This is a genomic window from Streptomyces sp. NPDC002057, from assembly GCF_040296665.1.
GTDB lineage: Bacteria > Actinomycetota > Actinomycetes > Streptomycetales > Streptomycetaceae > Streptomyces.
The window spans coordinates 36,027-57,252 of the sequence record NZ_JBEOXR010000010.1 but is presented as its reverse complement, the minus strand read 5'-3'; the positions used below and the strand labels follow the sequence as shown (position 1 = coordinate 57,252).

General features: G+C 72.5%; 16 protein-coding genes. 14 read left to right on the top strand and 2 right to left on the bottom strand.

Annotation, left to right across the window (positions count from 1 at the left end; translation table 11 throughout):
- Nucleotides 1-48: 48 nt before the first annotated feature.
- Genes ABT129_RS11145 through rfbH form a run of 4 tightly spaced genes read left to right on the top strand, consistent with a single transcriptional unit; the run spans nucleotide 49 to nucleotide 4,553 of the window.
- Nucleotides 49-1,215, top strand: coding sequence for an acyltransferase family protein (locus ABT129_RS11145; RefSeq protein WP_351899463.1), 1,167 nt, complete (start codon nucleotides 49-51; stop codon nucleotides 1,213-1,215).
- The gene (gene rfbB, locus ABT129_RS11140; protein WP_351899460.1) at nucleotides 1,212-2,195 is read left to right on the top strand and encodes a dTDP-glucose 4,6-dehydratase; all 984 of its coding nucleotides are present in this window, start codon (nucleotides 1,212-1,214) and stop codon (nucleotides 2,193-2,195) included. The genes ABT129_RS11145 and rfbB overlap by 4 nt, the downstream gene beginning before the upstream one ends.
- Complete coding sequence (locus ABT129_RS11135; RefSeq protein ID WP_351899457.1) at nucleotides 2,185-3,252, top strand: NAD-dependent epimerase/dehydratase family protein; 1,068 nt, start codon at nucleotides 2,185-2,187, stop codon at nucleotides 3,250-3,252. Before rfbB ends, ABT129_RS11135 begins: the two co-directional genes overlap by 11 nt.
- Complete coding sequence (rfbH, locus tag ABT129_RS11130; protein WP_351899456.1) at nucleotides 3,249-4,553, top strand: lipopolysaccharide biosynthesis protein RfbH; 1,305 nt, start codon at nucleotides 3,249-3,251, stop codon at nucleotides 4,551-4,553. Before ABT129_RS11135 ends, rfbH begins: the two co-directional genes overlap by 4 nt.
- A gap of 3 nt (nucleotides 4,554-4,556) precedes the next feature.
- Here rfbH and ABT129_RS11125 read toward each other — a convergent pair whose 3' ends face one another.
- Nucleotides 4,557-5,276: a response regulator transcription factor gene (locus ABT129_RS11125; protein ID WP_351899453.1), complete on the bottom strand. Its 720-nt coding sequence runs from the start codon at nucleotides 5,274-5,276 to the stop codon at nucleotides 4,557-4,559.
- Nucleotides 5,277-5,667: 391 nt separating this feature from the next.
- Between ABT129_RS11125 and ABT129_RS11120 the strand changes: the two genes are divergently transcribed.
- The 4 genes from ABT129_RS11120 to ABT129_RS11105 all read left to right on the top strand — a co-directional run bounded on the left by ABT129_RS11120 (nucleotide 5,668) and on the right by ABT129_RS11105 (nucleotide 12,569).
- Entirely contained in the window at nucleotides 5,668-8,313 is a 2,646-nt protein-coding gene (locus tag ABT129_RS11120; protein WP_351899451.1) for an AfsR/SARP family transcriptional regulator, read from the top strand.
- A 91-nt stretch (nucleotides 8,314-8,404) separates the two neighbouring features.
- Nucleotides 8,405-9,160 carry a DUF4232 domain-containing protein gene (locus tag ABT129_RS11115; RefSeq protein WP_351899449.1) on the top strand — a complete coding sequence of 252 codons (756 nt, stop codon included), beginning with the start codon at nucleotides 8,405-8,407 and terminating at the stop codon, nucleotides 9,158-9,160.
- 465 nt (nucleotides 9,161-9,625) lie between these two features.
- Nucleotides 9,626-11,200, top strand: a complete 1,575-nt coding sequence (locus tag ABT129_RS11110) for a S8 family peptidase (RefSeq protein WP_351899446.1) — start codon at nucleotides 9,626-9,628, stop codon at nucleotides 11,198-11,200.
- A 184-nt stretch (nucleotides 11,201-11,384) separates the two neighbouring features.
- Nucleotides 11,385-12,569: a DUF4190 domain-containing protein gene (locus ABT129_RS11105; protein ID WP_351899444.1), complete on the top strand. Its 1,185-nt coding sequence runs from the start codon at nucleotides 11,385-11,387 to the stop codon at nucleotides 12,567-12,569.
- Nucleotides 12,570-12,766: 197 nt separating this feature from the next.
- Here ABT129_RS11105 and ABT129_RS11100 read toward each other — a convergent pair whose 3' ends face one another.
- On the bottom strand, nucleotides 12,767-14,098 hold the full coding sequence (locus tag ABT129_RS11100) for a glycoside hydrolase family 18 protein (protein ID WP_351899442.1): 1,332 nt from the start codon (nucleotides 14,096-14,098) through the stop codon (nucleotides 12,767-12,769).
- A gap of 251 nt (nucleotides 14,099-14,349) precedes the next feature.
- Here ABT129_RS11100 and ABT129_RS11095 point away from each other — a divergent pair, with 251 nt between their 5' ends.
- From ABT129_RS11095 to ABT129_RS11070, 6 genes are all read left to right on the top strand, one after another.
- The gene (locus ABT129_RS11095) at nucleotides 14,350-15,102 is read left to right on the top strand and encodes a GntR family transcriptional regulator (protein WP_351899439.1); all 753 of its coding nucleotides are present in this window, start codon (nucleotides 14,350-14,352) and stop codon (nucleotides 15,100-15,102) included.
- Nucleotides 15,103-15,328: 226 nt separating this feature from the next.
- A complete protein-coding gene (locus ABT129_RS11090; protein ID WP_351899437.1) occupies nucleotides 15,329-17,098 on the top strand; it encodes a purine-cytosine permease family protein in 1,770 nt (589 codons plus the stop codon).
- Nucleotides 17,099-17,254: 156 nt separating this feature from the next.
- Nucleotides 17,255-17,434: an SPOR domain-containing protein gene (locus ABT129_RS11085; protein ID WP_351899435.1), complete on the top strand. Its 180-nt coding sequence runs from the start codon at nucleotides 17,255-17,257 to the stop codon at nucleotides 17,432-17,434.
- 40 nt (nucleotides 17,435-17,474) lie between these two features.
- Nucleotides 17,475-17,927, top strand: a complete 453-nt coding sequence (locus tag ABT129_RS11080; RefSeq protein WP_351899432.1) for a (deoxy)nucleoside triphosphate pyrophosphohydrolase — start codon at nucleotides 17,475-17,477, stop codon at nucleotides 17,925-17,927.
- A gap of 143 nt (nucleotides 17,928-18,070) precedes the next feature.
- Nucleotides 18,071-18,493: an ATP-binding protein gene (locus tag ABT129_RS11075; protein ID WP_351899430.1), complete on the top strand. Its 423-nt coding sequence runs from the start codon at nucleotides 18,071-18,073 to the stop codon at nucleotides 18,491-18,493.
- A gap of 144 nt (nucleotides 18,494-18,637) precedes the next feature.
- The gene (locus tag ABT129_RS11070; protein ID WP_351899427.1) at nucleotides 18,638-21,205 is read left to right on the top strand and encodes a SpoIIE family protein phosphatase; all 2,568 of its coding nucleotides are present in this window, start codon (nucleotides 18,638-18,640) and stop codon (nucleotides 21,203-21,205) included.
- The last annotated feature ends 21 nt before the right edge of the window (nucleotides 21,206-21,226 follow it).

Genomic DNA, 21,226 nt, shown 5'->3' with positions numbered 1-21,226 from the left:
TCCCGCGACGCAGCCGGCCGCGGGGCCGTACTCCTCCGAAGGAAAGCCATGACACAGGAAGCGGAAATACGCCAGCGGCCGGCGGCGCCCCGGGAGGGGGCGCCGCCGGCCAGGCTCGACTCGCTGACCGGGCTGCGTTTCTTCGCGGCGCTCGCGGTCTTCGTATGCCACTCGTCCTTTCTTCTCATAGGCTCCGCGAGCCTGGTCCTGCCCACCTTCACCGACCAGGAGCGCAACGCCGCCGTCCAGGCCGTCACCGGTCAGCTGGGCGGCCTCGGGGTGGGCTTCTTCTTCATCCTCAGCGGCTTCGTGCTCACCTGGTCGGCGCGCACCACCGACCGCACCGGCGCCTTCTACCGCCGCCGGTTCGTCAAGATCCTGCCGCTGTACTACGTGTCCGGCGCCGCCGCGACGGTGCTGCTGTGGGACCTGGGCGTCCGGTGGCAGGACCTGCTCGCCTACGCGACCTTCCTCCAGGTGTGGGTGCCGAACCCGGAGGTCTCCTTCAGCGTCCTGACGCCGGGCTGGTCCCTCGCCGTGGAGGCCGTGTTCTACCTGGTCTTCCCGCTCGTCATCGGGAGGTTCCGCCGCCTGGGCCGGCGCGCGGCCTGGACGGGCCTGGCCGTCTGCGCGGCCGTCGCCTTCCTCGTACCGGTCCTCGCCTACGTCCTGCCCGCCGGAGCCGGTGAACTCGTGGGCGCGCCGAACCAGATGGGCTTCCAGACGTGGTTCGCGTACGTGCTCCCGCTCGGCCGGCTCTGCGACTTCTTCGCGGGCGTGTTCGCCGCGCTCCTGGTGACCTCCGGCCGCTTCCCCCGGGTGGGCATGGGATGGGCGCTGGCCTCGTTCGTGCCCTGCTACGTCGTGGCGAGCAACACCCCGTACCTCTTCGGCCAGCGGGCGCCCCTGCTGATCCCCTGCGTGCTGCTCATCGTCGCCGCCGCACAGGGGGACGCCGCACGGCGTCCGACGTTCCTGTCCTCGCGCACGATGGTGCTGCTCGGGAACGTGTCGTTCGCCTTCTACCTCTGCCACCACCTGGTGCTCTACGCCTTCCACAGCAAGGTGCTCCACGGCCCGTTCGACTCGGTGGCGATGGTGGCCGTCTACGTCGTGTCGACCCTCGCCGTCTCCCTCGCCCTGGCCTGGGTGCTGCACCGGTACGTGGAGATGCCGATCGTCCGGCGCTTCAGCACGGCCAAGGAGCCCCGATGAGGATCCTGGTCACCGGAGCGGCCGGGTTCATCGGCTCCCACTTCGCCCGCACCCTGCTGGCCGACGGGTACGCCGGCTGGGAGGGCGCCCGGGTCACCGCCCTGGACAAGCTGACGTATGCGGGCGACCGGGCGAACCTGCCCGCCGCGCACGAGCGGCTGGAGTTCGTCCACGGCGACGTCTGCGACCGCGACCTGATGCGCGCACTGGTGCCGGGGCACGACGCCGTGGTCCACTTCGCGGCCGAGTCGCACGTCGACCGCTCCCTGGAGGGCGCCGACGCGTTCTTCCGCACCAACGTCCTGGGCACCCAGACCCTGCTGGACGCCGTACGGGAGAGCGGCGTGGAACGGGTCGTGCACGTCTCCACGGACGAGGTGTACGGCTCGATCGACGAGGGCTCCTGGACCGAGGAGTGGCCCCTCGCGCCCAACTCCCCCTACGCCGCGTCGAAGGCCGGCTCGGACCTGGTCGCCCGGGCGTACTGGCGCACCCACGGCGTGGACCTGTCGATCACGCGCTGCTCCAACAACTACGGGCCCCACCAGCACCCCGAGAAGCTCATCCCGCTCTTCGTCACGAACCTGCTGGAGGGCCGCCGGGTCCCCCTGTACGGAGACGGGCGCAACGTCCGCGAGTGGCTGCACGTGGACGACCACTGCCGCGGCATCCACCTGGTCCTGGGCGGCGGGAAGCCCGGCGAGATCTACCACATCGGCGGCGGCGACGAGTTCACGAACCTCGCCCTCACCGAGAAGCTGCTCGCGCTGACCGGCACGGGACCGGAGATGATCCGCCGGGTCCCCGACCGCAAGGGCCACGACCTGCGGTACTCGCTCGACGTGTCCAAGATCCGCGAGCAGCTCGGCTACACCCCGCTGACCGGCTTCGACGAGGGCCTGGCAGCCACGGTCGCCTGGTACCGGGACAACCCCGACCGGTGGAAGGGCGTCACGGGGGAGGCGCGCCATGCGGCCTGACGCCCGCCCGGCGGCCGGTCTCTCGGTCGTCGTCCTCGGCGGCACCGGCTTCCTGGGCCGCCACCTCGTCCGGGCCCTCGCCGCCGGCGGCGCCCGGGTCCACCCCGTGTCCCGCACCGGCGGGGACACGCGGGACCGCGCGGCCGGCCGCCTCGGTCCGTCCGCGGCGACGCCCGGGGAGACCGTCCGCCTCGATCTGCTGGCGGCGACGCCCGGGGAGATCGCCGCGCTCCTCGACGCGACCGCCGCCGACGTGGTGGTCAACGCGGCCGGCCGGGCCTGGCGGGCCGACGCGGAGGAGATGGCCGCGGGCAACGCCGAACTCGTCGAGCGCCTCGTCGCGGTGCTCGCCGGGCGGACCGGCCCGCCGGTCCGGCTGGTCCAGCTCGGCAGCGTCCACGAGTACGGGGCCGGCGCACCGGACGCCGCCACCGGTGAGGACCACCCGCCGGAGCCGGTCACCCCGTACGGGCGCACCAAGCTCGCGGGCACCCGGGCCGTCCTGCGCGGCGCCGGGGAGCGGGGCGTCGACGGCGTGGTGCTCCGGCTCGCCAACGTCATCGGCGCCGGAGTGCCCGAGGGCAGCCTCTTCGGCCGGGTCGCGGCCCACCTCGGGACCGCCGCGCACGCCGTCGCGCGCGGCGGGAGCGCCGCCGAACTGCGGCTCCCGCCGCTGCGCGCGGCCCGTGACCTGGTGGACGCCGGTGACACCGTCGCCGCGGTGCTCGCCGCGGCCACGGCTCCGGCGGATGCCGTCTCGGGCCGTGTGATCAACATCGGCCGGGGCGAGGCGGTCCCGATGCGGGGACTGATCCACCGCATGGTCTCGCTCAGCGGTGTCGGGGTCCCGGTCACCGAGGACGCCGAAGGCCCGCCCTCGCGCACCGACGTCGCCTCCCAGCGGCTGGACGTCGCCCGCGCCGCGCGACTCCTCGACTGGCGCCCGCGCCGGTCCCTCGACGACTCCCTGCGCGATGTGCTCGCGCCCGTACTGCCGCCGGGGCACCCGCTCGGCGCCCTGCCCCACGCATCCGACATGGAAGAGGAATCACCGTGAGCGACCGCAAGGAACAGGTTCTCGAAGAGGTCCGCAAGTACCACCAGGAGGTCTCCCCGCAGCGGGAGTTCGTCCCCGGTACGACGGAGATCTGGCCGTCCGGCGCGGTGCTGGACGAGGCGGACCGGACCGCCCTGGTGGAGGCCGCGCTGGAGATGCGCATCGCCGCCGGGCGGAGCTCCCGGAAGTTCGAGTCGGCCTTCGCCCGCAAGCTCAAGCGCCGCAAGGCCCACCTGACCAACTCCGGCTCCTCGGCGAACCTGCTCGCCGTCTCGGCGCTCACCTCGCACGTCCTGGAGGACCGGCGGCTGAAGCCGGGCGACGAGGTGATCACCGTGGCGGCGGGCTTCCCGACCACGGTCAACCCGATCCTGCAGAACGGTCTCGTCCCGGTCTTCGTGGACGTCGACCTGACCACCTGCAACGCGACGGCCGACCGGGTGGCGGCGGCGATCGGCCCGAAGACCCGGGCGATCATCATCGCGCACGCGCTGGGCAACCCCTTCCCCGTCACCGAGATCGCCCAACTCGCCGAGGAGCACGACCTGTTCCTGATCGAGGACAACTGCGACGCCGTCGGCTCGCTGTACGACGGGAAGCTCACCGGCACCTTCGGCGACATGACCACCGTCAGCTTCTATCCCGCGCACCACCTCACCATGGGGGAGGGCGGCTGCGTGCTGACGTCGAACCTGGGCCTGGCCCGGATCGTGGAGTCGCTGCGGGACTGGGGCCGGGACTGCTGGTGCGAGCCCGGCGAGAACGACAAGTGCCTCAAGCGCTTCCAGTACCAGATGGGCACCCTGCCCGCCGGGTACGACCACAAGTACATCTTCTCGCACGTCGGTTACAACCTGAAGGCGACCGACATCCAGGCGGCCCTGGGGCTGACGCAGCTGGCCAAGCTGGACGACTTCATCGACGCCAGGAAGCGCAACTGGCGGCGGCTGCGGGACGGCCTGGACGGTGTCCCGGGTCTGCTCCTGCCGGAGGCCACCCCCCGCTCCGACCCGAGCTGGTTCGGCTTCGTGCTCACGGTGGACCCCGGGGCGGCGTACACCCGCGCCGAGCTCGTCGCCTTCCTGGAGGACCGGAAGATCGGCACCCGCCGGCTGTTCGCCGGGAACCTGACCCGGCACCCGGCCTACATCGGCCGGCCGCACCGGGTCGTCGGCGAGCTGACGAACAGCGACATCATCACCGAGCACACCTTCTGGATCGGGGTGTATCCGGGGCTCACCGACGAGATGCTGGATTACGTCATCTCCTCGGTCAAGGAGTTCGTGGCCGCGCGCGGCTGAGCTTCAGGACATTCCGAATCGGAAACCGACACCGCGCACCGTGGTGATCCACCGGCTGCACCCCAGTTTCGCGCGCAGACTGCTGATGTGCGTGTCGATGGTCCGGCCGGGTTTCGCCCGCGGGTCGCTCCACACCTGGGTCATGATCTCGCGGCGCGAGAAAACGCTGCCCGGCCGCGAGGCGAGCAGATGGAGCAGATCGAATTCTTTTCTGGTCACCTCGATGCGCCGGTCGTCGAGACGTATTTCCCGGGTGCGGTGGTCGATGCGCAGCGAGCCCACCGTGATGACGTCGTCGGGAAGGGAGGGCTGCAGTCGTACCCGGCGCATCACGGCTTCGATCCGGGCCATCAGTTCGGCGAGGCTGCAGGGCTTGACCACATAGTCGTCCGCCCCCGCGCGGAGGCTGAGGACCCGGTCGAGTTCCGTGTCGCGGGCGGTGACGACGATGACGGCGACGTCGCTGGCGGCCCGGATGCCGCGGCACAGCTCCACGCCGTCGAGGTCGGGCAGGTCGAGGTCGACGAGGAGCAGGTCGACCTTCCCGCACCGTTGGAGCGCCTCGGCGCCGGTCCCGACCCGCTCCGCCCGGTACCCGTGGCGGCGGAGGCCCAGGACGCGCAGGTCGGCGTCGTGGGACGCGCCCTCCGCGGTGAGCACGCTGAGGGCCGCCGGATCCGTCGGCTCGCGCGGTCGTCCGGCGGCCGGCTTTTCGGTGAACAATGGGTGCGGAATAGGTGGTGCGATCGCTCTCGTGGATTCCTTCTTCATGCCGAGATGGCCCCCCGTGCTTTCCTGTCCCCGGTGAATCGAAAATGAATATTCAGGCCATTGTTTCACTTACGTAAACAGTCTACACACGCCTGAACTGCGGTGCCGATGGGTTTAGGGGCCACCGGCCTTTTCCGGCCATTCGGTGAGCCGCCCGCCGAAAGTTCCGAAATGAACGGTTTTTCTGGCCCGTGTCCCGGCGGACAGTCTTCCGCTCCTGTCGGTTGGCTCACTTTCGGCCGAAATCGGCGAGACGGAGGCACGGGGCCGTCGCGGCCGACCCCTCCACCCCACGTATCCTCGACAGCTGGGGAACGGGGGAAGGGATCGCGGAGGTATACAGGTGGAGTTCCGGCTGCTCGGCTCCGTCGCGCTGGTGACGGAGGACGGGGACGTAGCCTTGGGGCCCGCCAAGCGGTCCAGCCTGCTCGTCATGCTCCTGCTGCGACCCAACGGCGCGGTGAACGTGGGCCAGTTGATCGACGCGCTGTGGGAGGAGGAACCGCCCACCCACGCCAAGACCGTGCTCCAGGGGCACGTCTCGCGGCTGCGGGCGCTCCTCGCCGAACACGGCGCGGAGGCGTACGGCGTCGAACTGGCCACCCAGGGTTCGGCCTATGTCCTGCGGATGCCCGAATCACTGGTCGACGCGCACCGCTTCGAAGAGCTCGTGACCCTCGCAGGCGTCCAGCGCCACCCCGCCGACGCGGTACGGATGCTCCGCGAGGCGCTCTCGTACTGGCAGGGCCCGGCCCTCACCGGAACCGTGCACAGCCGCCCCCTGGAGGCGGCCGCCGGCGGTCTCGAGGAGCTGCGGCTGGCCTCCGTGGAGGCGCTGGCGGAGGCGTACGGGAAGCTCGGCGAGCACGGCAGGGCCGCCGCCGTCCTGCGCACCGAGGCCGTCGCGCATCCGCTGCGGGAATCCCTCGCGGCCGCGCTGATGCTGGCGCTCGGCCGCTCGGGACGCCAGTCCGACGCGATCGACTGGTACCACCGCACCCGGCGGCTGCTCGCCGAGGAGCTGGGCGTCGACCCGGGCGAGACGCTCAGCGAGGCCTACGCGACGCTGCTCCGCTCCGGCGGACCCGTCTCCCCGCCCCGCCCCGCCGTACCGGCCGACGTCCCGGCGCCGGAAGGGCTGCCCCGGGCCCCGCGCGGCTTCACCGGGCGCGGCGCCGAACTGGCCGCGCTCGACCGGGCGGTCCGCCTCGGCGACGGACCCGTCTGCCTCGTCACCGGACCGGCCGGCGTCGGCAAGACCGCCTTCGCCGTGCACTGGGCGTACGAGCGCCGCACCGACTTCCCCGACGGGCGGCTCTTCGCCGACCTGCGCGGCTTCAGCGACACCCCGGCGCCCGAGACGGCCGCCGTCCTGCGCGAGTTCCTCCTCGCGCTCGGCGTACCGCCCCAGCGGATCCCGGAGGCCGTCGAGGCACGCGGCGCGCTCTTCCGCTCCCTGACCGGGACCCGCAGACTGCTCGTCGTCCTCGACAACGCCCGCTCCTCCGAGCAGGTCAGGCCCCTGCTGCCCGGCGGCGACCACTGCACCACCCTGGTCACCAGCCGGGACCGGCTCGGCGGCCTCGTCGCCTCCGACGCGGCCCGGCCGGTGCCGCTCGGGCTCCTCCCGCCCGCCGACTCGGAGGCCCTGCTCACCACCGTCCTCGGCGAGACGCGGGTCGCCGCCGAACCCGCCGCCGCGGCACGGCTCGCCGGACTCTGCGACGGACTCCCGCTCGCGCTGCGCGTGACGGCCGCCCGGCTGGCCGAACGCCCCCAGTGGACGCTCGACGCGATGGTCGGCGAACTCGCCGACGAGCAGGGCAGGCTGACGCTCCTCGACGTCGAGGACCGGGGCGTCTCCGCCGCGCTGCACCTCACCGTGCAGCAGCTCCCCGAGTCCGCGGCCCGGCTGTTCCGCGCGATCGGCCTCCACACCGGCTCCGACCTGGACCGGTTCGCGGCGGGCGCGCTCGCCGGGACGACCCCCACCCAGGCCTCCGCCGACCTGGACCGGCTCGCCGCCGCCCATCTGCTCACCGAGTCCGTCCCCGGCCGCTGGACCCCGCACGACCTGGTGCGCCTCTACGCCCGCCATCTCGCCCCGCAGGCCGACCCCGAGGGCCTGCACCGGCTCTTCGACCACTACCTCTACACGGGGCTCGCGGCCGACGCGGCGGCCGAGCCCGGCTCCCAGCCCTGCTACGCGCTGCCCGCCGACGCCCGGCGGCCCGCCTCGACGCGCGAGTTCGAGGACCGTACGGCGGCCCTCGACTGGTACGTGGCCGAACGCGCCGCCCTGGAGGGCGCCGTCACCACCGCGGCCGCCCTCGGCCTGCACGACCGGGCCTGGATGCTCGCCCTGGTGCAGTGGCCCCTGATGCTCATGCGGATCGGGGACGGCTGGACGCCGCTCCTGGAGGCCGGGCTCGCCTCGGCCGAGCACGTCGGCGACCTCGACGCGCAGTCGCGCGCGAGGGCCCTGCTCGGCTGGATCCTGCACGAGGAGGGCCGGAACGCCGAGGCCCTCGTCCACCTGGAGAAGGCCCCCGGCCTCGCCGCCCGGGTGGGCGACACCATCAGCGAGGCGATCGCCTACGTCAACTACGCCGCCGTCCTGGACGCGACCGGGGAGCACGAGCGGGCCGGCCTGCTCATGGTCCACGCGGTCTCGCTCGCCGACCGGACGGGCCACCCCTCCACCCAGGCGCTGACCCTCCAGCACCTGGCGGGGCACTGCCTGAAGGCGGGGGACCACGAGGCGGCGCTCGCCCACACCCTTCGCGCCGGGGAACTCGTCGCCCCGGACGCCGTGGTCGTGCACGCCCAGCTGCAGATCGTCCGGGGTGAGGCGCTGGCCGGCATCGGCCGCCTCGACGAGGCCGCCGACCAGCTGGAACGCGCGATCGTCGCCTCCGAGGCCGCCGGTTTCACCGAGGGTTCGGCGCGGGCGGCGGCAGGCCTCTCGCGCCTGTCAGCGGATCGTTAGCGGTACGCAAGCGGGACGGCAGCGCGGCACCGGAAGCTGGTCACAGCACGGATCGCGTGCATCGACCATCCGCATTCACGGGGGAACCACCATGCGTCACCACCACCGCAAGACCACCGTCCTGGCCGCCGCCGCGGTCGCCGCCCTCTCGCTCGGCCTGACCGCCTGCGGCGGCGGTGACGACGCCACCGGCGCGAAGGACGCGGGGAGCGCGAGCAGCGCGCCGCAGGCCGCCGGGGCCACCGCCGACGGCGCGACCGCCACCGGCGGGACCGCCGACCCGACCGTCGCCGGGAGCGGCTCGGGTTCCGGCTCCGCCGGGGGCTCCACCGCGACCGGCGGCACCTCCACGAAGGGGTCCACGACCGGCATCACGGCCGGCGGCGGCACCGGCGGCGGCACGTCCTCCGCCAAGGCGCCCGCCTGCGCCCACGGCGACGTCAAGGTCACGGCCGCCAAGGCGGACGAGGTCCCGACCGAGCACATCGTCCTCACCGCCACCAACACCTCGGGCCGCGCCTGCACCCTGCTCGAGTACCCGCTGATCGCCTTCGGCCCGATCCAGACCGCCAAGGACGTCCCGGCCGTCGCGAAGAGCAAGCCGGCCGCCCCGATCGTCCTGAAGGCCGGCGCGCCCGCGTACGCCAACGTGCGGATCGCGCTCGGCGGCGTCGACGAGGACACCGAGGTCGTGAAGAGCTTCAACGTGAACCTCTTCGCCGCCGACGGCCCGGCCGAGGGCAGCGTCGTCGTCCAGGCGCCCGCGGGCGGCCTGGCCGTGGACGAGGCCGCCGCGAAGATCGGCTACTGGACGTACGAACTCCGCAACGGGGCCGACGAGTTCTGATCCGGCCGGAGCGAGGGCGGGGCGTGCCGACACGGGCGCCCCGATTCCGTGAGGGGTGTGCGGCCCCTCCCCGGAGGCGCTCCCGCCGGTGCGTACGGCACCGGCGGGAGCGCCTCCGCGTAACGCCACCATGAATTTCGGCGTGACACGAGTGACGGGAGGGGAACCGGCCCGCTCGCGAACTCCGGGTCCCGGGCGACACGGCACGTCGGACAACACCAGGTGAGCGCGTCCGAGGGCGGCCGAAACGGGCGGCGGGGGCGGACGCGAGCGGTCCTGTGGGTCAGCATGTCGGCCGTGTGGCACGGGTGTTGCGGGGTGTCGGCAGCCCTTGTGAGATTCCTATGGATCAGTCAACCTTTCGCTCGGTAGCCGGATGTTCGAGACGGCGCGACCCTCGCATCGTCTTGTCATGTCCCTGCCTTCCCCCACAGCAGCGCACCACCAATGAGGAGGACCCCTCACATGTCAGTGATGCGTGATTCGCGCCGCAGAATCGCCACCGCGTCGGCCATAGCCGTCGCCGCCCTCGCCCTCGGATCCCTCTCCACCTTCCCGGCCCTCGCCTCACCGGCGGCCCCGGAGGGCGTCATCGAGAACGCCGGAGCCGAAGGCGCCATCGCGGGCAGCTACATCGTCACCCTGGAGGAGTCGGCGCAGGCCGAGACCGCCGAGGGCCGCGCGGTCGCCGCCGAGTACGGCGCGAAGATCAAGAAGACGTACACCTCCGCGCTCAACGGCTACAACGTCGAGCTCTCCGAGGCCCAGGCGAAGAAGCTCGCGGCCGACCCCGCGGTGAAGTCCGTGGCGCAGAACCGGGTCTTCACCATCAGCGCCACGCAGCCCTCCCCGCCGTCCTGGGGCCTGGACCGGATCGACCAGCGGGCCCTTCCGCTGAACCAGAGCTACACCTACCCGGACACCGCCGGCTCGGGCGTCACGGCGTACATCATCGACACCGGTGTGCGGATCTCCCACAGCGACTTCGGCGGCCGCGCCTTCAACGGCTTCGACGCCGTCGACAACGACAACGTCGCCCAGGACGGCAACGGTCACGGCACCCACGTCGCCGGCACCGTCGCGGGCACCGCCCACGGCGTCGCCAAGAAGGCCAAGATCGTCGGCGTCCGCGTGCTCGACAACAACGGCTCCGGCACCACCGCCGGCGTCGTCGCGGGCATCGACTGGGTGACCCGGAACGCCGTCAAGCCGGCCGTCGCCAACATGAGCCTCGGCGGAGGCGCCGACGCCACCCTCGACACGGCCGTCCGCAACTCGATCGCGTCCGGCGTCACGTACGCCGTCGCCGCCGGCAACAGCAACGCCAACGCCTCGGGCTACTCCCCGGCGCGCGTGACCGAGGCGCTCACGGTCGGCTCCACGACCAACACCGACGCCCGCTCCAGCTTCTCGAACTACGGCACCGTCCTGGACATCTTCGCCCCGGGCTCGAACATCACCTCGGCGTGGAACACCGGCGACTCCGCCACCAACACGATCTCCGGCACGTCGATGGCGGCCCCGCACGTCGCCGGCGCGGCCGCGCTGTACCTCGGGGACAACCCGACGGCCACCCCGGCCCAGGTGGGCACCGCGCTGGTGAACGCCGCCACGCCGAACGTGGTGACCAACCCGGGCACCGGCTCCCCGAACCGCCTGCTGTACGTCGGTGGCGGCGGCACCACCCCGCCGCCCGGCCCGAAGTTCGAGAACACGGCGGACTACGCCATCGCCGACAACGCGACCGTCGAGTCCCCGGTCACCGTCAGCGGTGTCACCGGCAACGCCCCGGCCACCCTCCAGGTGCCGGTGAACATCGTCCACACCTACATCGGTGACCTCCAGGTCCAGCTGATCGCCCCCGACGGCTCGGCGTACACGCTGAAGGCCTTCGGCACCGGCGGCAGCTCGGACAACATCAACACCACGTACACGGTGAACGCCTCCTCGGAGGTCGCCAACGGCGCGTGGAAGCTGCGGGTCACGGACAACGCGAACGCCGACACCGGGAAGATCGACTCCTGGGGCCTGCAGTTCTGATCCCGGCAGCGCGTGAATGACGCCCGGATCATGAGGGGCGGTCGCCTTGAGGGCGACCGCCCCTTCCGGCGTGCCCGCCCCCGCCGGCACCGTCCCCCGCCCGTCCGCCGCCTCCACCGGCCACGTACGATGCGCGACCGATCATCTGTTCGTGTATCCGCCCCGAAACAGGAGCACCGCACCCGTGGAGCCGACCCAGCCGACCCCGCCTCCTCCGCCCCCGCAGGGCGGTCCGCAGCACGGGGGATGGCCCGCTCCGGGGCCGTACACCTCGCCGGGGATGCCGTACACGGCCGGTCCCTACGCAGGCCCCGCCGGCGCTCCCGGCGGACCCGGCACCGGCCCGTACGGGCAGCCCCGGCGCACCACCAACGGGCTCGCCATCGGCTCCCTCGTCTCCGGCGTCGTCTGCTGTCTGCCGCCGCTCGGCCTGATCCTGGGAGCCGTCGCCCTCCCGCAGATCAGGAAGAGGGGCCAGGCGGGCAAGGGCCTCGCCGTCGCGGGCATCGTCCTCTCCGCCCTCAGCTGCCTGCTGCTCGTGATCGGCCTCGCGACCGGCGGCATCGGCTCGTTCTGGAGCGACTTCAAGGGCGGGATGGACGAGGCGGCCCGCTCGAAGTCGCCGTTCTCGCTGCGGACCGGGCAGTGCTTCATCGACGACGGCAAGCTGGAGGAGTACACGACGGACGTCACCGTCGTCGACTGCGAGCGCCCGCACGACGGCGAGGTGACCGGCGGCTTCAAGGTCACCGGCTTCGACAGGTGGCCCGGCGAGGGGGCGATCGACAAGATCGCGGTGAAGCGCTGCGAGGCGATCAACGCCGCCTACGCGATGGACACCTGGGCCGTGCCGCAGGACGTCTGGCTGTACTACTACCTGCCCAGCGGTCAGAGCTGGCGCTCCGGGGACCGGACCGTGACCTGCTCGTACGCCAGTGAGAAGAAGCCCTTCTCGGGCTCGGTGCGGGCCGACGCGACCACCCTGGACGCGGACCAGACCCGGCTCCTGAAGAACCTCAACCCGATCGAGGCCCTCGTCCACCAGGAGCCGGAGGAGGACCCGGACGAGGACTTCCCGGTCAACAGGGCCTGGGCGGGGAAGGTCGTGGCGGCGATCGACGCGGCCCGCACGGGTCTCGGCCGGCCCTCCTGGTCCGGCGCGGCCGCGGCCCCGGTCGCGGAGCTCGGGAAGGAGCTCGACGCGGCCTCGAAGCAGTGGGCCCGCCTTGCGGCGGCGGCCGACGCGGACGCGTACTGGGAGGAGTACGACACGTCCTGGGAGACCCTGCCGGAGGACCTCGGCGCGAAGGCGCGGACCGCGCTCGGCCTGACCGGCACGCCGCCGGTGGGCGTGGGCAGCCCGGTCTGAGCCCCGGCCCGACGGGCGGGCGATCGAACGGGGCCGGGTCTCCCTCGGGAGGCCCGGCCCCGTCGTGTGCGGACCGGAGCGGTGGACCGGGTGGCGGCGGCCCGTGACCGACCGCCGCCCCCGGCCCGCCGCGGGGCGGGAAGCCGGTCCGCGGTTCGGGGGCCCCGGCCGCCGCGCGGGCGGCCGGGGCGGGGGTGTCAGCGCCGGGACAGACCCCGGTCGATGGCGGTGATCAGCTCACCGTCCGGGGTGTCCCCGTCGAGGGACCAGACCATCGCGCCGCCGAGCCCGTTCTGCCGGACGTAGGAGGCCTTGGTGCGCAGCACGCTCGGGTCGTCGTAGGTCCACAGGGTGGTGCCGTCGAAGAGCCAGGCGTGGCCGTTCCTCTCGCCCCGGTAGAGCTTGTACGTCCCCGAGTTCGCCAGCGCCTTCAGGAACTTGTAGTCCTCCGAGCCGGCCGTCCAGGTCGCGGGGGCCGGCCCGGTGGCCGGCTGCCCGAGTCCGTCGCCGCCGCCGGTGACGCCGGTCCAGCCCTGGCCGTAGAACGGCATGCCGACCACCAGCTTGTGCGCGGGGGCCCCGCGCCGCAGCCAGGCCTTGACGGTCTGGTCGACGCTGAAGTCGTTCCTGGCGAAGAGCGCGGACTGCTGGGCGGTCGTCCTCTCGCCGGAGACGTGGAAGTCGTAGCCCTGGAGGTTCACGAAGTCGAAGTCCCGCATGATCTTGGGGACCTCGAAGCCCGCGTCGATCTTGGCGGGCGCCGTGGGCACGTACGCGCTGAGTTCGAAGTGCTTGCGCTTCTTCAGCGAGCGCCCGTAGCTGTCGAGCTGGGTGCGGAACTCCCGCACCAGCTTGGTGAAGTTGGGCTTGTCCTCGGGGCGGATGACGTTCCCGGGCGCGCCGTCCGAGCCCGGCCACTCCCAGTCCAGGTCGATCCCGTCGAAGATCCCGGCGGCCGCGCCGACGCCACCGCGGGCGCCGTCGACGGGCAGGTTGCCCTTGACGTACGTGTCGATGCAGGAGGCGACGAGGGTCTTGCGGCCGGCGTCGGTGCGCACCGCGTCGGAGAAGTGCGCGGAGCCGCTCCAGCCGCCCAGCGAGATCATGACCTTGAGGCCGGGGTTGGCGGCCTTCAGCTCGCGCAGCTCGTTGAAGTTCCCGGCCAGCCGCTGGTCGGCGGTGTCACCCACGCCGTCCACCGAGGTGGCGGCGTCGACGGGGCGCACGTAGTCGGCCCAGGGGTCGGAGCCGGGAACGTTGCCCATGAGGCACTTGCCGTCCGAACCGACCACGCCGAAGGCGTAGTTGATGTGGCTGAGCTTGGCGGCGGTGCCGCTCGTCTCCAGGTCCTTGACCTGGAAGTTCCTTCCGTAGATGCCCCATTGGGTGAAGTAGCCGATCCGCTTCAGCTCGGGCTTGTGCCCGGAGGGCTGGTGCGCGTCGGCGGTGGGGGCCAGGGTGGCGAGGAGGCCGAGGGTGGCCGCGGCGGCCGCACCGAAGGTCAGCTTGGTCATGGCTCTGGGACGCATGGGCTCGTTCCTGTGCGAGGCGGGATGGAGCGTGCGGTGTGGAGCGTGTGATGTGGAGCGTGCAGGCAGGAAGGTATTGGTCTGGACCAATGCGGGTCAAGGGGTTCGACGGCATCTACCCGGGGTGACCACGGGGAGCAAGACCCCTGATCGCGGCGTCATCACTTCGAGTGAAACTTTGGCCCATGCTTGCGGATCGCGACCGTCGGTTGTCAGGCTGTAGCTGTAAGTCAACCTGAGGGGAGTGTCCAGTGACGTTCGGTGAGCAGCCCGCCTATCTGCGCGTGGCGAGCGATCTGCGGGAGAAGATCGCCAACGGCTCGCTTCCGCCGCATACCCGTCTCCCCTCGCAGGCACGCATCCGCGAGGAGTACGGGGTGTCGGACACCGTCGCGCTGGAGGCCCGCAAGGTACTCATGGCCGAGGGGCTCGTGGAAGGGCGCTCGGGCTCGGGCACCTACGTGCGGGAGCGCCCGGTGCCGCGCAGGATCGCCCGCTCCGGCTACCGCCCCGCGGCCGGCGCGAGCCCCTTCCGGCAGGAGCAGGCGGCCGAAGGGGCCCGCGGCACCTGGGAGTCGAGCAGCGAGCAGGAGCCGGTGAGCGGAGAGGTGGCCGAGCGGCTCGGCATCGAGCCGGGGGAGCGGGTCATGCGCACGCGGTACGTGTACCGGGACGGGGGCGAGCCCATGATGGTCGCCACCTCCTGGGAGCCGCTGGCCGTCACCGGCCGGACCCCGGTGATGCTGCCCGAGGAGGGGCCGCTGGGCGGCTGCGGCGTCGTCGAGCGGATGGCCGCCATCGACGTCGTCGTGGACAACGTGGTGGAGGAGGTCGGCGCCCGCCCCGGACTCGCCGAGGAACTCCTGGCGCTCGGCGGGGTGCCGGGGCACGTGGTGATGGTCGTGGAGCGCACGTACTACGCGTCGGGGCGGGCCGTCGAGACGGCGGACGTCGTGGTCCCCGCCGACCGCTACCGCCTCTCGTACCACCTGCCGGTGAGATGAGCCTCCGGCGGCGGGGCCGCGGTCGCCCCCGTGGCTGTTCGCCGGGGACGGCCGGCCGGGTGGTGTGGCCGTTCAGCGGGGACGGCCGTCCGGGCGGTGTGACCGCGAGTTAACGGGGCGTCAGCCCGCTTAACCGCGTGGCAACCGCGTGCCGCCGCCGTCCGTCACGCCCGGCTCCTACCTTCCTCGTCCGTACCCGCGAACCGGTCGGACGACAGGAACCCTCATGACGGACACGATGACCACCCCTGCCCCGGAGCCGGGCGGGGGCACCGCCCGGGCCCCCGGGGCGCCGGGGGAGGCCGCGCCACCTCCCGGCCCCCGCCGCAGCTACGCCAGGCTGGCGGCGGACGAGAGCCGCGAGGACTACTCGCTGCGCTACGCCCCGCACTCCTTCCGCCGCTGGTCGCCGGCGACCGTGGCCGGCACCGCCCTCGGCGGCATCGCCTACCTCGCCGACTTCGCGATCGGCGCCTCGATCGTCTTCACCTACGGCTTCGGCAGCGGACTCGCCTCGATCCTCACCGCCGCCACCCTCATCTTCCTCACCGGCATCCCCATCGCCCGCGCCTGCGCCACCTACGGCCTGGACATGGACCTCATCACCCGCGGCGCCGGCTTCGGCTACTTCGGCTCCACGCTCACCTCGCTCATCTACGCCTCCTTCACCTTCATCTTCTTCGCCCTCGAAGGCTCGATCATGGCCCAGGCCATGCACCAGGCCGTCGGACTGCCGGTCGAGATCGGATATCTGATCACGACGCTGATCGTCATCCCGATCGTCTTCCGCGGCATGGGCGCCCTGGCCAAGGTGCAGGCCTGGACGCAGCCGATCTGGCTCGTCGGCATGGTGCTGCCCTTCGTCGTCCTGGCCTTCGAGGCCCCCGACGCCTGGGGCGCCTTCGCCTCCTTCGGCGGCACGGAGGGCGCCGGCGCCGGCTTCTCGTGGATCGGCTTCGGCCTCGGCACGGGCGTCGCGCTCTCCCTGATCGCCCAGATCGGCGAACAGGCCGACTACCTGCGCTTCATGCCCGCCAGGACGGAGGCCACCAAGCGCCGCTGGAACCTCGCCGTGCTCGCCGCCGGGCCCGGCTGGGTCGTCATCGGCGCGGCCAAGCAGCTCGGCGGAGCCTTCCTCGCCTTCGTCGCCCTGGAGGCCGTCGGCAAGACCCACGCCCTGGAGCCGATCGCCCCGCAGATCGAGGCGCTCAAGCCCTGGCTCGGGACGTTCGCCCTGCCCGCCGCCGCCCTCTTCGTCATCGTCTCCCAGGTCAAGATCAACGTCACCAACGCCTACAGCGGCTCGCTGTCCTGGTCGAACTTCTTCTCCCGCATCACCCACCGGCACCCCGGCCGCGTCTGGTACATCTTCCTCAACCTCGCCATCGCGCTGACGCTGATGGAGATGAACATGTTCGCGGCCCTGAACAAGCTGCTCGGGTTCTACTCCAACGTCGGCATCGCCTGGATCACGGCCGTCGCCGCCGACCTCGTCATCAACAAGCGGGCCGGCTGGAGCCCCCCGTACATCGAGTTCAAGCGCGCCTATCTGTACGCGGTGAACCCGGCGGGCTTCGGCGCCATGGTCATCGCCTCCGTCGTCTCGATCCTCGCCTTCTTCGGTCTCTTCGGTACGTACGCGCAGGCGTTCTCCACCTTCATCGCCGCCGGACTCGCCCTCGTCCTCTGCCCGCTGATCGCCCGGGCGACGAAGGGGCGTTACTACCTGGCCCGCCCGAACCTGGTGAACGGCCCGGCGGCGGGAGCCGTCGACGAGCGCGCGACCCACACCTGCGCGGAGTGCGAGACGGCCTACGAACTGCCCGACATCGCCGACTGCCCGGTGCGGTCCGGCCCCGTCTGCTCCCTCTGCTGCTCGCTCGACGCCACCTGCGGGGACGTCTGCCGCAAGGACCCCGGGGGTGCGGGCGGGCCGGTCCTGATGCCCGTGCCGACCGTTCCCCCGAGGGATGCCGGGGAGGCCCCCGGGGCGTGAAGGTTCGGCCTCCCTCCGTCGGTTCCCGGCCGATCCGTATCTCTTTGTGCAATTCCGTATCCGCTGTGTGAAGGTCAGGCGTAAGCTCCGGCATATGCGGATTGCGGTTTCCCGGAGATCCTTGACGGCGTCCGGACCGGTGGAGGGAGAAGCCAGATGACCGAGAGCGGCCCCGTCCTCGCCTGGCTCGTCATTCGGCAGGACGACAACGGCAACCGCTACCGGGTGGGGCGGTACGCGACCAAGGACGAAGCGCAGAAGATCGCCGACAGTCTCGACGACCGCGGCCACAAGCAGCTCTACTGGGTCGAGCACATCGGCAGCCCCGCCCTCTGAGTCCGGCGGACGCCCGCCGGGCCGGGCTACGCTCGCGCCCATGACCGAACGCACCACCGATCCCGCCGCGCCCCGCGAACCCGCCGTGGTCGTCGTCGCGGGAGCCCTGTACGACCGGGGACGGCTCCTCGCCGCGCGCCGCAGCGCCCCCGTCGAGCTCGCCGGCCGCTGGGAACTGCCCGGCGGCAAGCTCGAACCGGGCGAGAGCCCCGAGGAGGCCCTCGTGCGAGAGCTGCGGGAGGAGCTCGGCGTCGAGGTCGAACCGGGGGAGCGCATCCCCGGCGAGTGGCCGCTGAAGCCCGGATACGTCCTCCGGGTCTGGACCGCGCGGCTGCTCTCCGGCGAACCGCGTCCCCTGGAGGACCACGACGCCCTGCGCTGGCTCGCGCGCTCCGAACTGGACTCGGTCGACTGGCTCGACCAGGACCGCCCCGCCGTCGCCGAGGCCGCCCTGAGACTCCCGGAGGCGCCCGGCACCGGAGCGCACGGCTGACTTTCTACGCCGTTCGTGCCACCGTGCGCCCGCTGCTGCGCCCAGCGCGATATCACACCCCAAATATCGGGTATGTCCTGATTGACCCGTTGAAAGAGGACGTGGGCCTTCCTGCTGACGCACGGCTGGGGAAGTGATCGGGTGTGATCGACACCGACGGCGAACGCGCCGAGTGGTACTTCCCTGCGGAAGCGAACGCCGTGCGCACGGCCCGGCACGCCGTGCGCGAGACCCTGAGGGCCTGGGAGCTCGACTCGACCCTCGGCGATGTGACCGTCCTGCTGGTCAGCGAGCTGGTGACCAACTCCCTGCGGTACGCCTCCGGACCGATCGGGGTCCGGCTCGTCCGCCCCCGGCTCGACGACCAGGACCCGAACCACCCGCCCGCGCTGCTCGTGGAGGTTTCCGATCCGCTTCCGGATCCGCCCACCGAACGCGCCCCCGGACCCGAGGACGAGGGGGGCCGCGGGCTCGGTCTGGTGGCCTGTTCCGCCCGCCGCTGGGGAACCCGTAAGGGAAGGGCCGGCAAAACCGTATGGTTCGAGCTGGCTCTCCCTGGTGAGTAAACAGGGAGGGACAACGATCACCGGTACTCGGAGCGGGACGACCGAGACCACCCTGTGATCGTGAACGTCGTGCCGTCGGGGCCTGCCGTATTGAATACTGCGGGCATGGCCGGTCCGGTGCGGTGAGCTGGAGGGGACGGTCGCGTGAGCGAGATACCTGAGACGGCGAGTGGCGGCGTCGTGTGGCAGAGCAGCCCGCCCGGCTCGATCTATGACTACATCCGGGTGGCCTCCTTCTCGATCGGGCCCGACGGCCTCGTCGAGCAGTGGAGCCGACGAGCCGTGGACCTCTTCGGGGTCACCGCCGAGGAGGCCAGGGGCAAGGACCCCGTCGAGGCCTTCATGCCGGCCGACCTGCGGGAGCGCGGCCACCGACGGGTCAGGGAGATCCTCGACGGCAAGGAGTGGACAGGTCTCGTCCCCTTCCGGATCCCGGGCGAGGAGCGGCCCCACGGCATCGCCGAGATGTACGTCATGCCGAGCGAGACCCAGTCCGGGGAACGGGCCGCGCTCTGCATCGTCGTCGACGTCCGCGCCCTGCGCCGCATCGAGACCGACCTCGCCGCCTCCCAGGCGATATTCGGCCAATCCCCCTTCGGCTTCCTCCTCTTCGGCACCGACCTCACCGTGAAGCGGGCCAACCGGCGGTTCGCCACCGTCTTCGGCGGCTCCGCCGACGACCACCGCGGCCGGACCGTCCACGACTACCTCAACCGGCCCGAGGCCGAGCGGATGACCGCCGCCCTCCGGAGCGTCCTGGAGACCGGGGAGTCCGTCACCGACTTCGAGATCGTCGGCGCCGCGCCCGGCGCCCGGGACCGCCGCCACTGGTCCATCAACCTCTACCGGGTGCACAGCGGCTCCGGCCGCCCGATCGGCGTCGCGGGCCTCGGCATCGACGTCACCCGCCGCCACAACGCGGCCAGGGAGGCGGCCAGCGCCCGCCGCAACCTCGCCCTCCTCAACGAGGCCGGCGCCCGCATAGGCAACTCCCTCGACCTGGAGGCCACCGCGCGCGAGCTGCTCGCCGTCGCCGTCCCCGGCTTCTGCGACCTCGCCTCCGTCGACCTCTACCAGGCCCTGCTCACCGGCGACGAGGCCCCGCCCGGCCGGTGGGGCGGCTCCCACGACGTCGGCTACGGCGGCAGCGCCGAACTCCGCCGGGTCGCCGTCGCCAGCGCCGTCTCCGACACCCCCCTCAGGGCCGGCGAGGGCAGCGAACCGGGCGGCGGCTGTTGCGGACCCGAACCGATCCAGGTCGGAGCCGTCCACCGCTACCCCTTCAACTCGCCGTGCGCCGGAGCCCTGCGCACCGGCCGCCTCCGGACCGTGCCGGGCGTCGACGGCGACCTCGTCCAGTCCACCCTGGTCGTCCCGATGGTCGCCCACGACATCGTCGTCGGCCTCGCCCAGTTCTCCCGCACCAAGGGCAGCGAGCCCTTCGGGGAGCGCGACCGGGCCCTCGCCGTCGAACTCGCCGCCCGCGCCGCCGTCTGCATCGACAACGCGCGCCTCTACCGCCGCGAGCACGAGCGGGCCCTGATCCTCCAGCGCAGCCTGCTCCCGCCCGGCGACCCCGAGGCGGCCGGCCTCGACATCGCCTGCCGCTACCTCCCCGGCACCGACGCCACCGAGGTGGGCGGCGACTGGTTCGACGTCATCGAACTCCCCGGCCACCGCACCGCCCTCGTCATCGGGGACGTCATGGGCCGCGGCCTGCGCGCCGCCGTCGCCATGGGAGAACTGCGCACCGCCGTCCGCACCCTCGCCCAGCTCGACCTGGAGCCTGCCGAGGTCCTCTCCCACCTCGACGAGATCGCCCGCGGCCTCGGCGCCCCCATCGGCGCCCAGCAGTCCCGCGGCCACAAGTCGCGCGGCCCCGAACTCTCCGAGGTCTACCTCGCCACCTGCGTCTACGCCGTCTACGACCCGGTCACCCGCCGCTGCACCTTCGCCAACGCCGGGCACCTCCCGCCGGTGCTCGTCGAACCGGGCGAGGAGGCCCTGCTGCTCGACGTACCGCCGGGGATGCCGCTCGGAGTCGGCGGCGAGCCCTTCGAGGAGGTCGAGGTCGAACTCCCGGAAGGCGCCCTCCTCGCCCTCTACACCGACGGACTCGTCGAGTCCCGCGACCACCCCCTCGACGAGGGCCTGACCGCCTTCCGGCGCGCCCTCACCGACCCGGCCCGTCCCCTGGAGGACGTCTGCGACCGGGTCCTGAACAGCCTGGACACCGGGCACGGCGAGGACGACATCGCCCTCCTCATGGCCAGGATCCAGGGCCTGCCCAGCGAGGCGGTCGGCGACTGGCGGCTGCCCAGGGAGCCCCGCTCGGTCGGCCGGGCCCGGGAACTCGCCCGCACCCAGCTCAAGGCCTGGGACCTCGAACCGCTCGTCGACACCGTCGAACTCCTCGTCAGCGAGCTCGTCACCAACGCGCTGCGCTACGGCGAGGGGGAGATCCGGCTGCGGCTGCTCCGCGACCGCACCCTCGTCTGCGAGGTCTGGGACGCGGGCCTGGTCCAGCCGAGGCGCCGCCGGGCCAAGGACACCGACGAGGGCGGCCGGGGCCTCCAGCTCGTCGGGCTGCTCAGCTCGTCCTGGGGCTCGCGTCGCACCCCGCGCGGCAAGACCGTCTGGTTCGAACTGGCCCTGCCGGACGGCGAGGGGACGGCGGAACCCACGGTGGAACAGCTCCTGAGCATGTTCTGACCGGCGCCGGCCCCACCCGGC

Excerpts from the sequence above, each read along its gene's own strand:
- ABT129_RS11145 (WP_351899463.1), top strand. The coding sequence starts at position 49 with ATGACACAGGAAGCGGAAATACGCCAGCGGCCGGCGGCGCCCCGGGAG.
- ABT129_RS11100 (WP_351899442.1), bottom strand. The coding sequence starts at position 14,098 with ATGCGTCCCAGAGCCATGACCAAGCTGACCTTCGGTGCGGCCGCCGCG.
- ABT129_RS11085 (WP_351899435.1), top strand. The coding sequence starts at position 17,255 with ATGACCGAGAGCGGCCCCGTCCTCGCCTGGCTCGTCATTCGGCAGGAC.
- rfbB (WP_351899460.1), top strand. The coding sequence starts at position 1,212 with ATGAGGATCCTGGTCACCGGAGCGGCCGGGTTCATCGGCTCCCACTTC.
- ABT129_RS11115 (WP_351899449.1), top strand. The coding sequence starts at position 8,405 with ATGCGTCACCACCACCGCAAGACCACCGTCCTGGCCGCCGCCGCGGTC.
- ABT129_RS11110 (WP_351899446.1), top strand. The coding sequence starts at position 9,626 with ATGTCAGTGATGCGTGATTCGCGCCGCAGAATCGCCACCGCGTCGGCC.
- ABT129_RS11090 (WP_351899437.1), top strand. The coding sequence starts at position 15,329 with ATGACGGACACGATGACCACCCCTGCCCCGGAGCCGGGCGGGGGCACC.
- ABT129_RS11080 (WP_351899432.1), top strand. The coding sequence starts at position 17,475 with ATGACCGAACGCACCACCGATCCCGCCGCGCCCCGCGAACCCGCCGTG.
- ABT129_RS11135 (WP_351899457.1), top strand. The coding sequence starts at position 2,185 with ATGCGGCCTGACGCCCGCCCGGCGGCCGGTCTCTCGGTCGTCGTCCTC.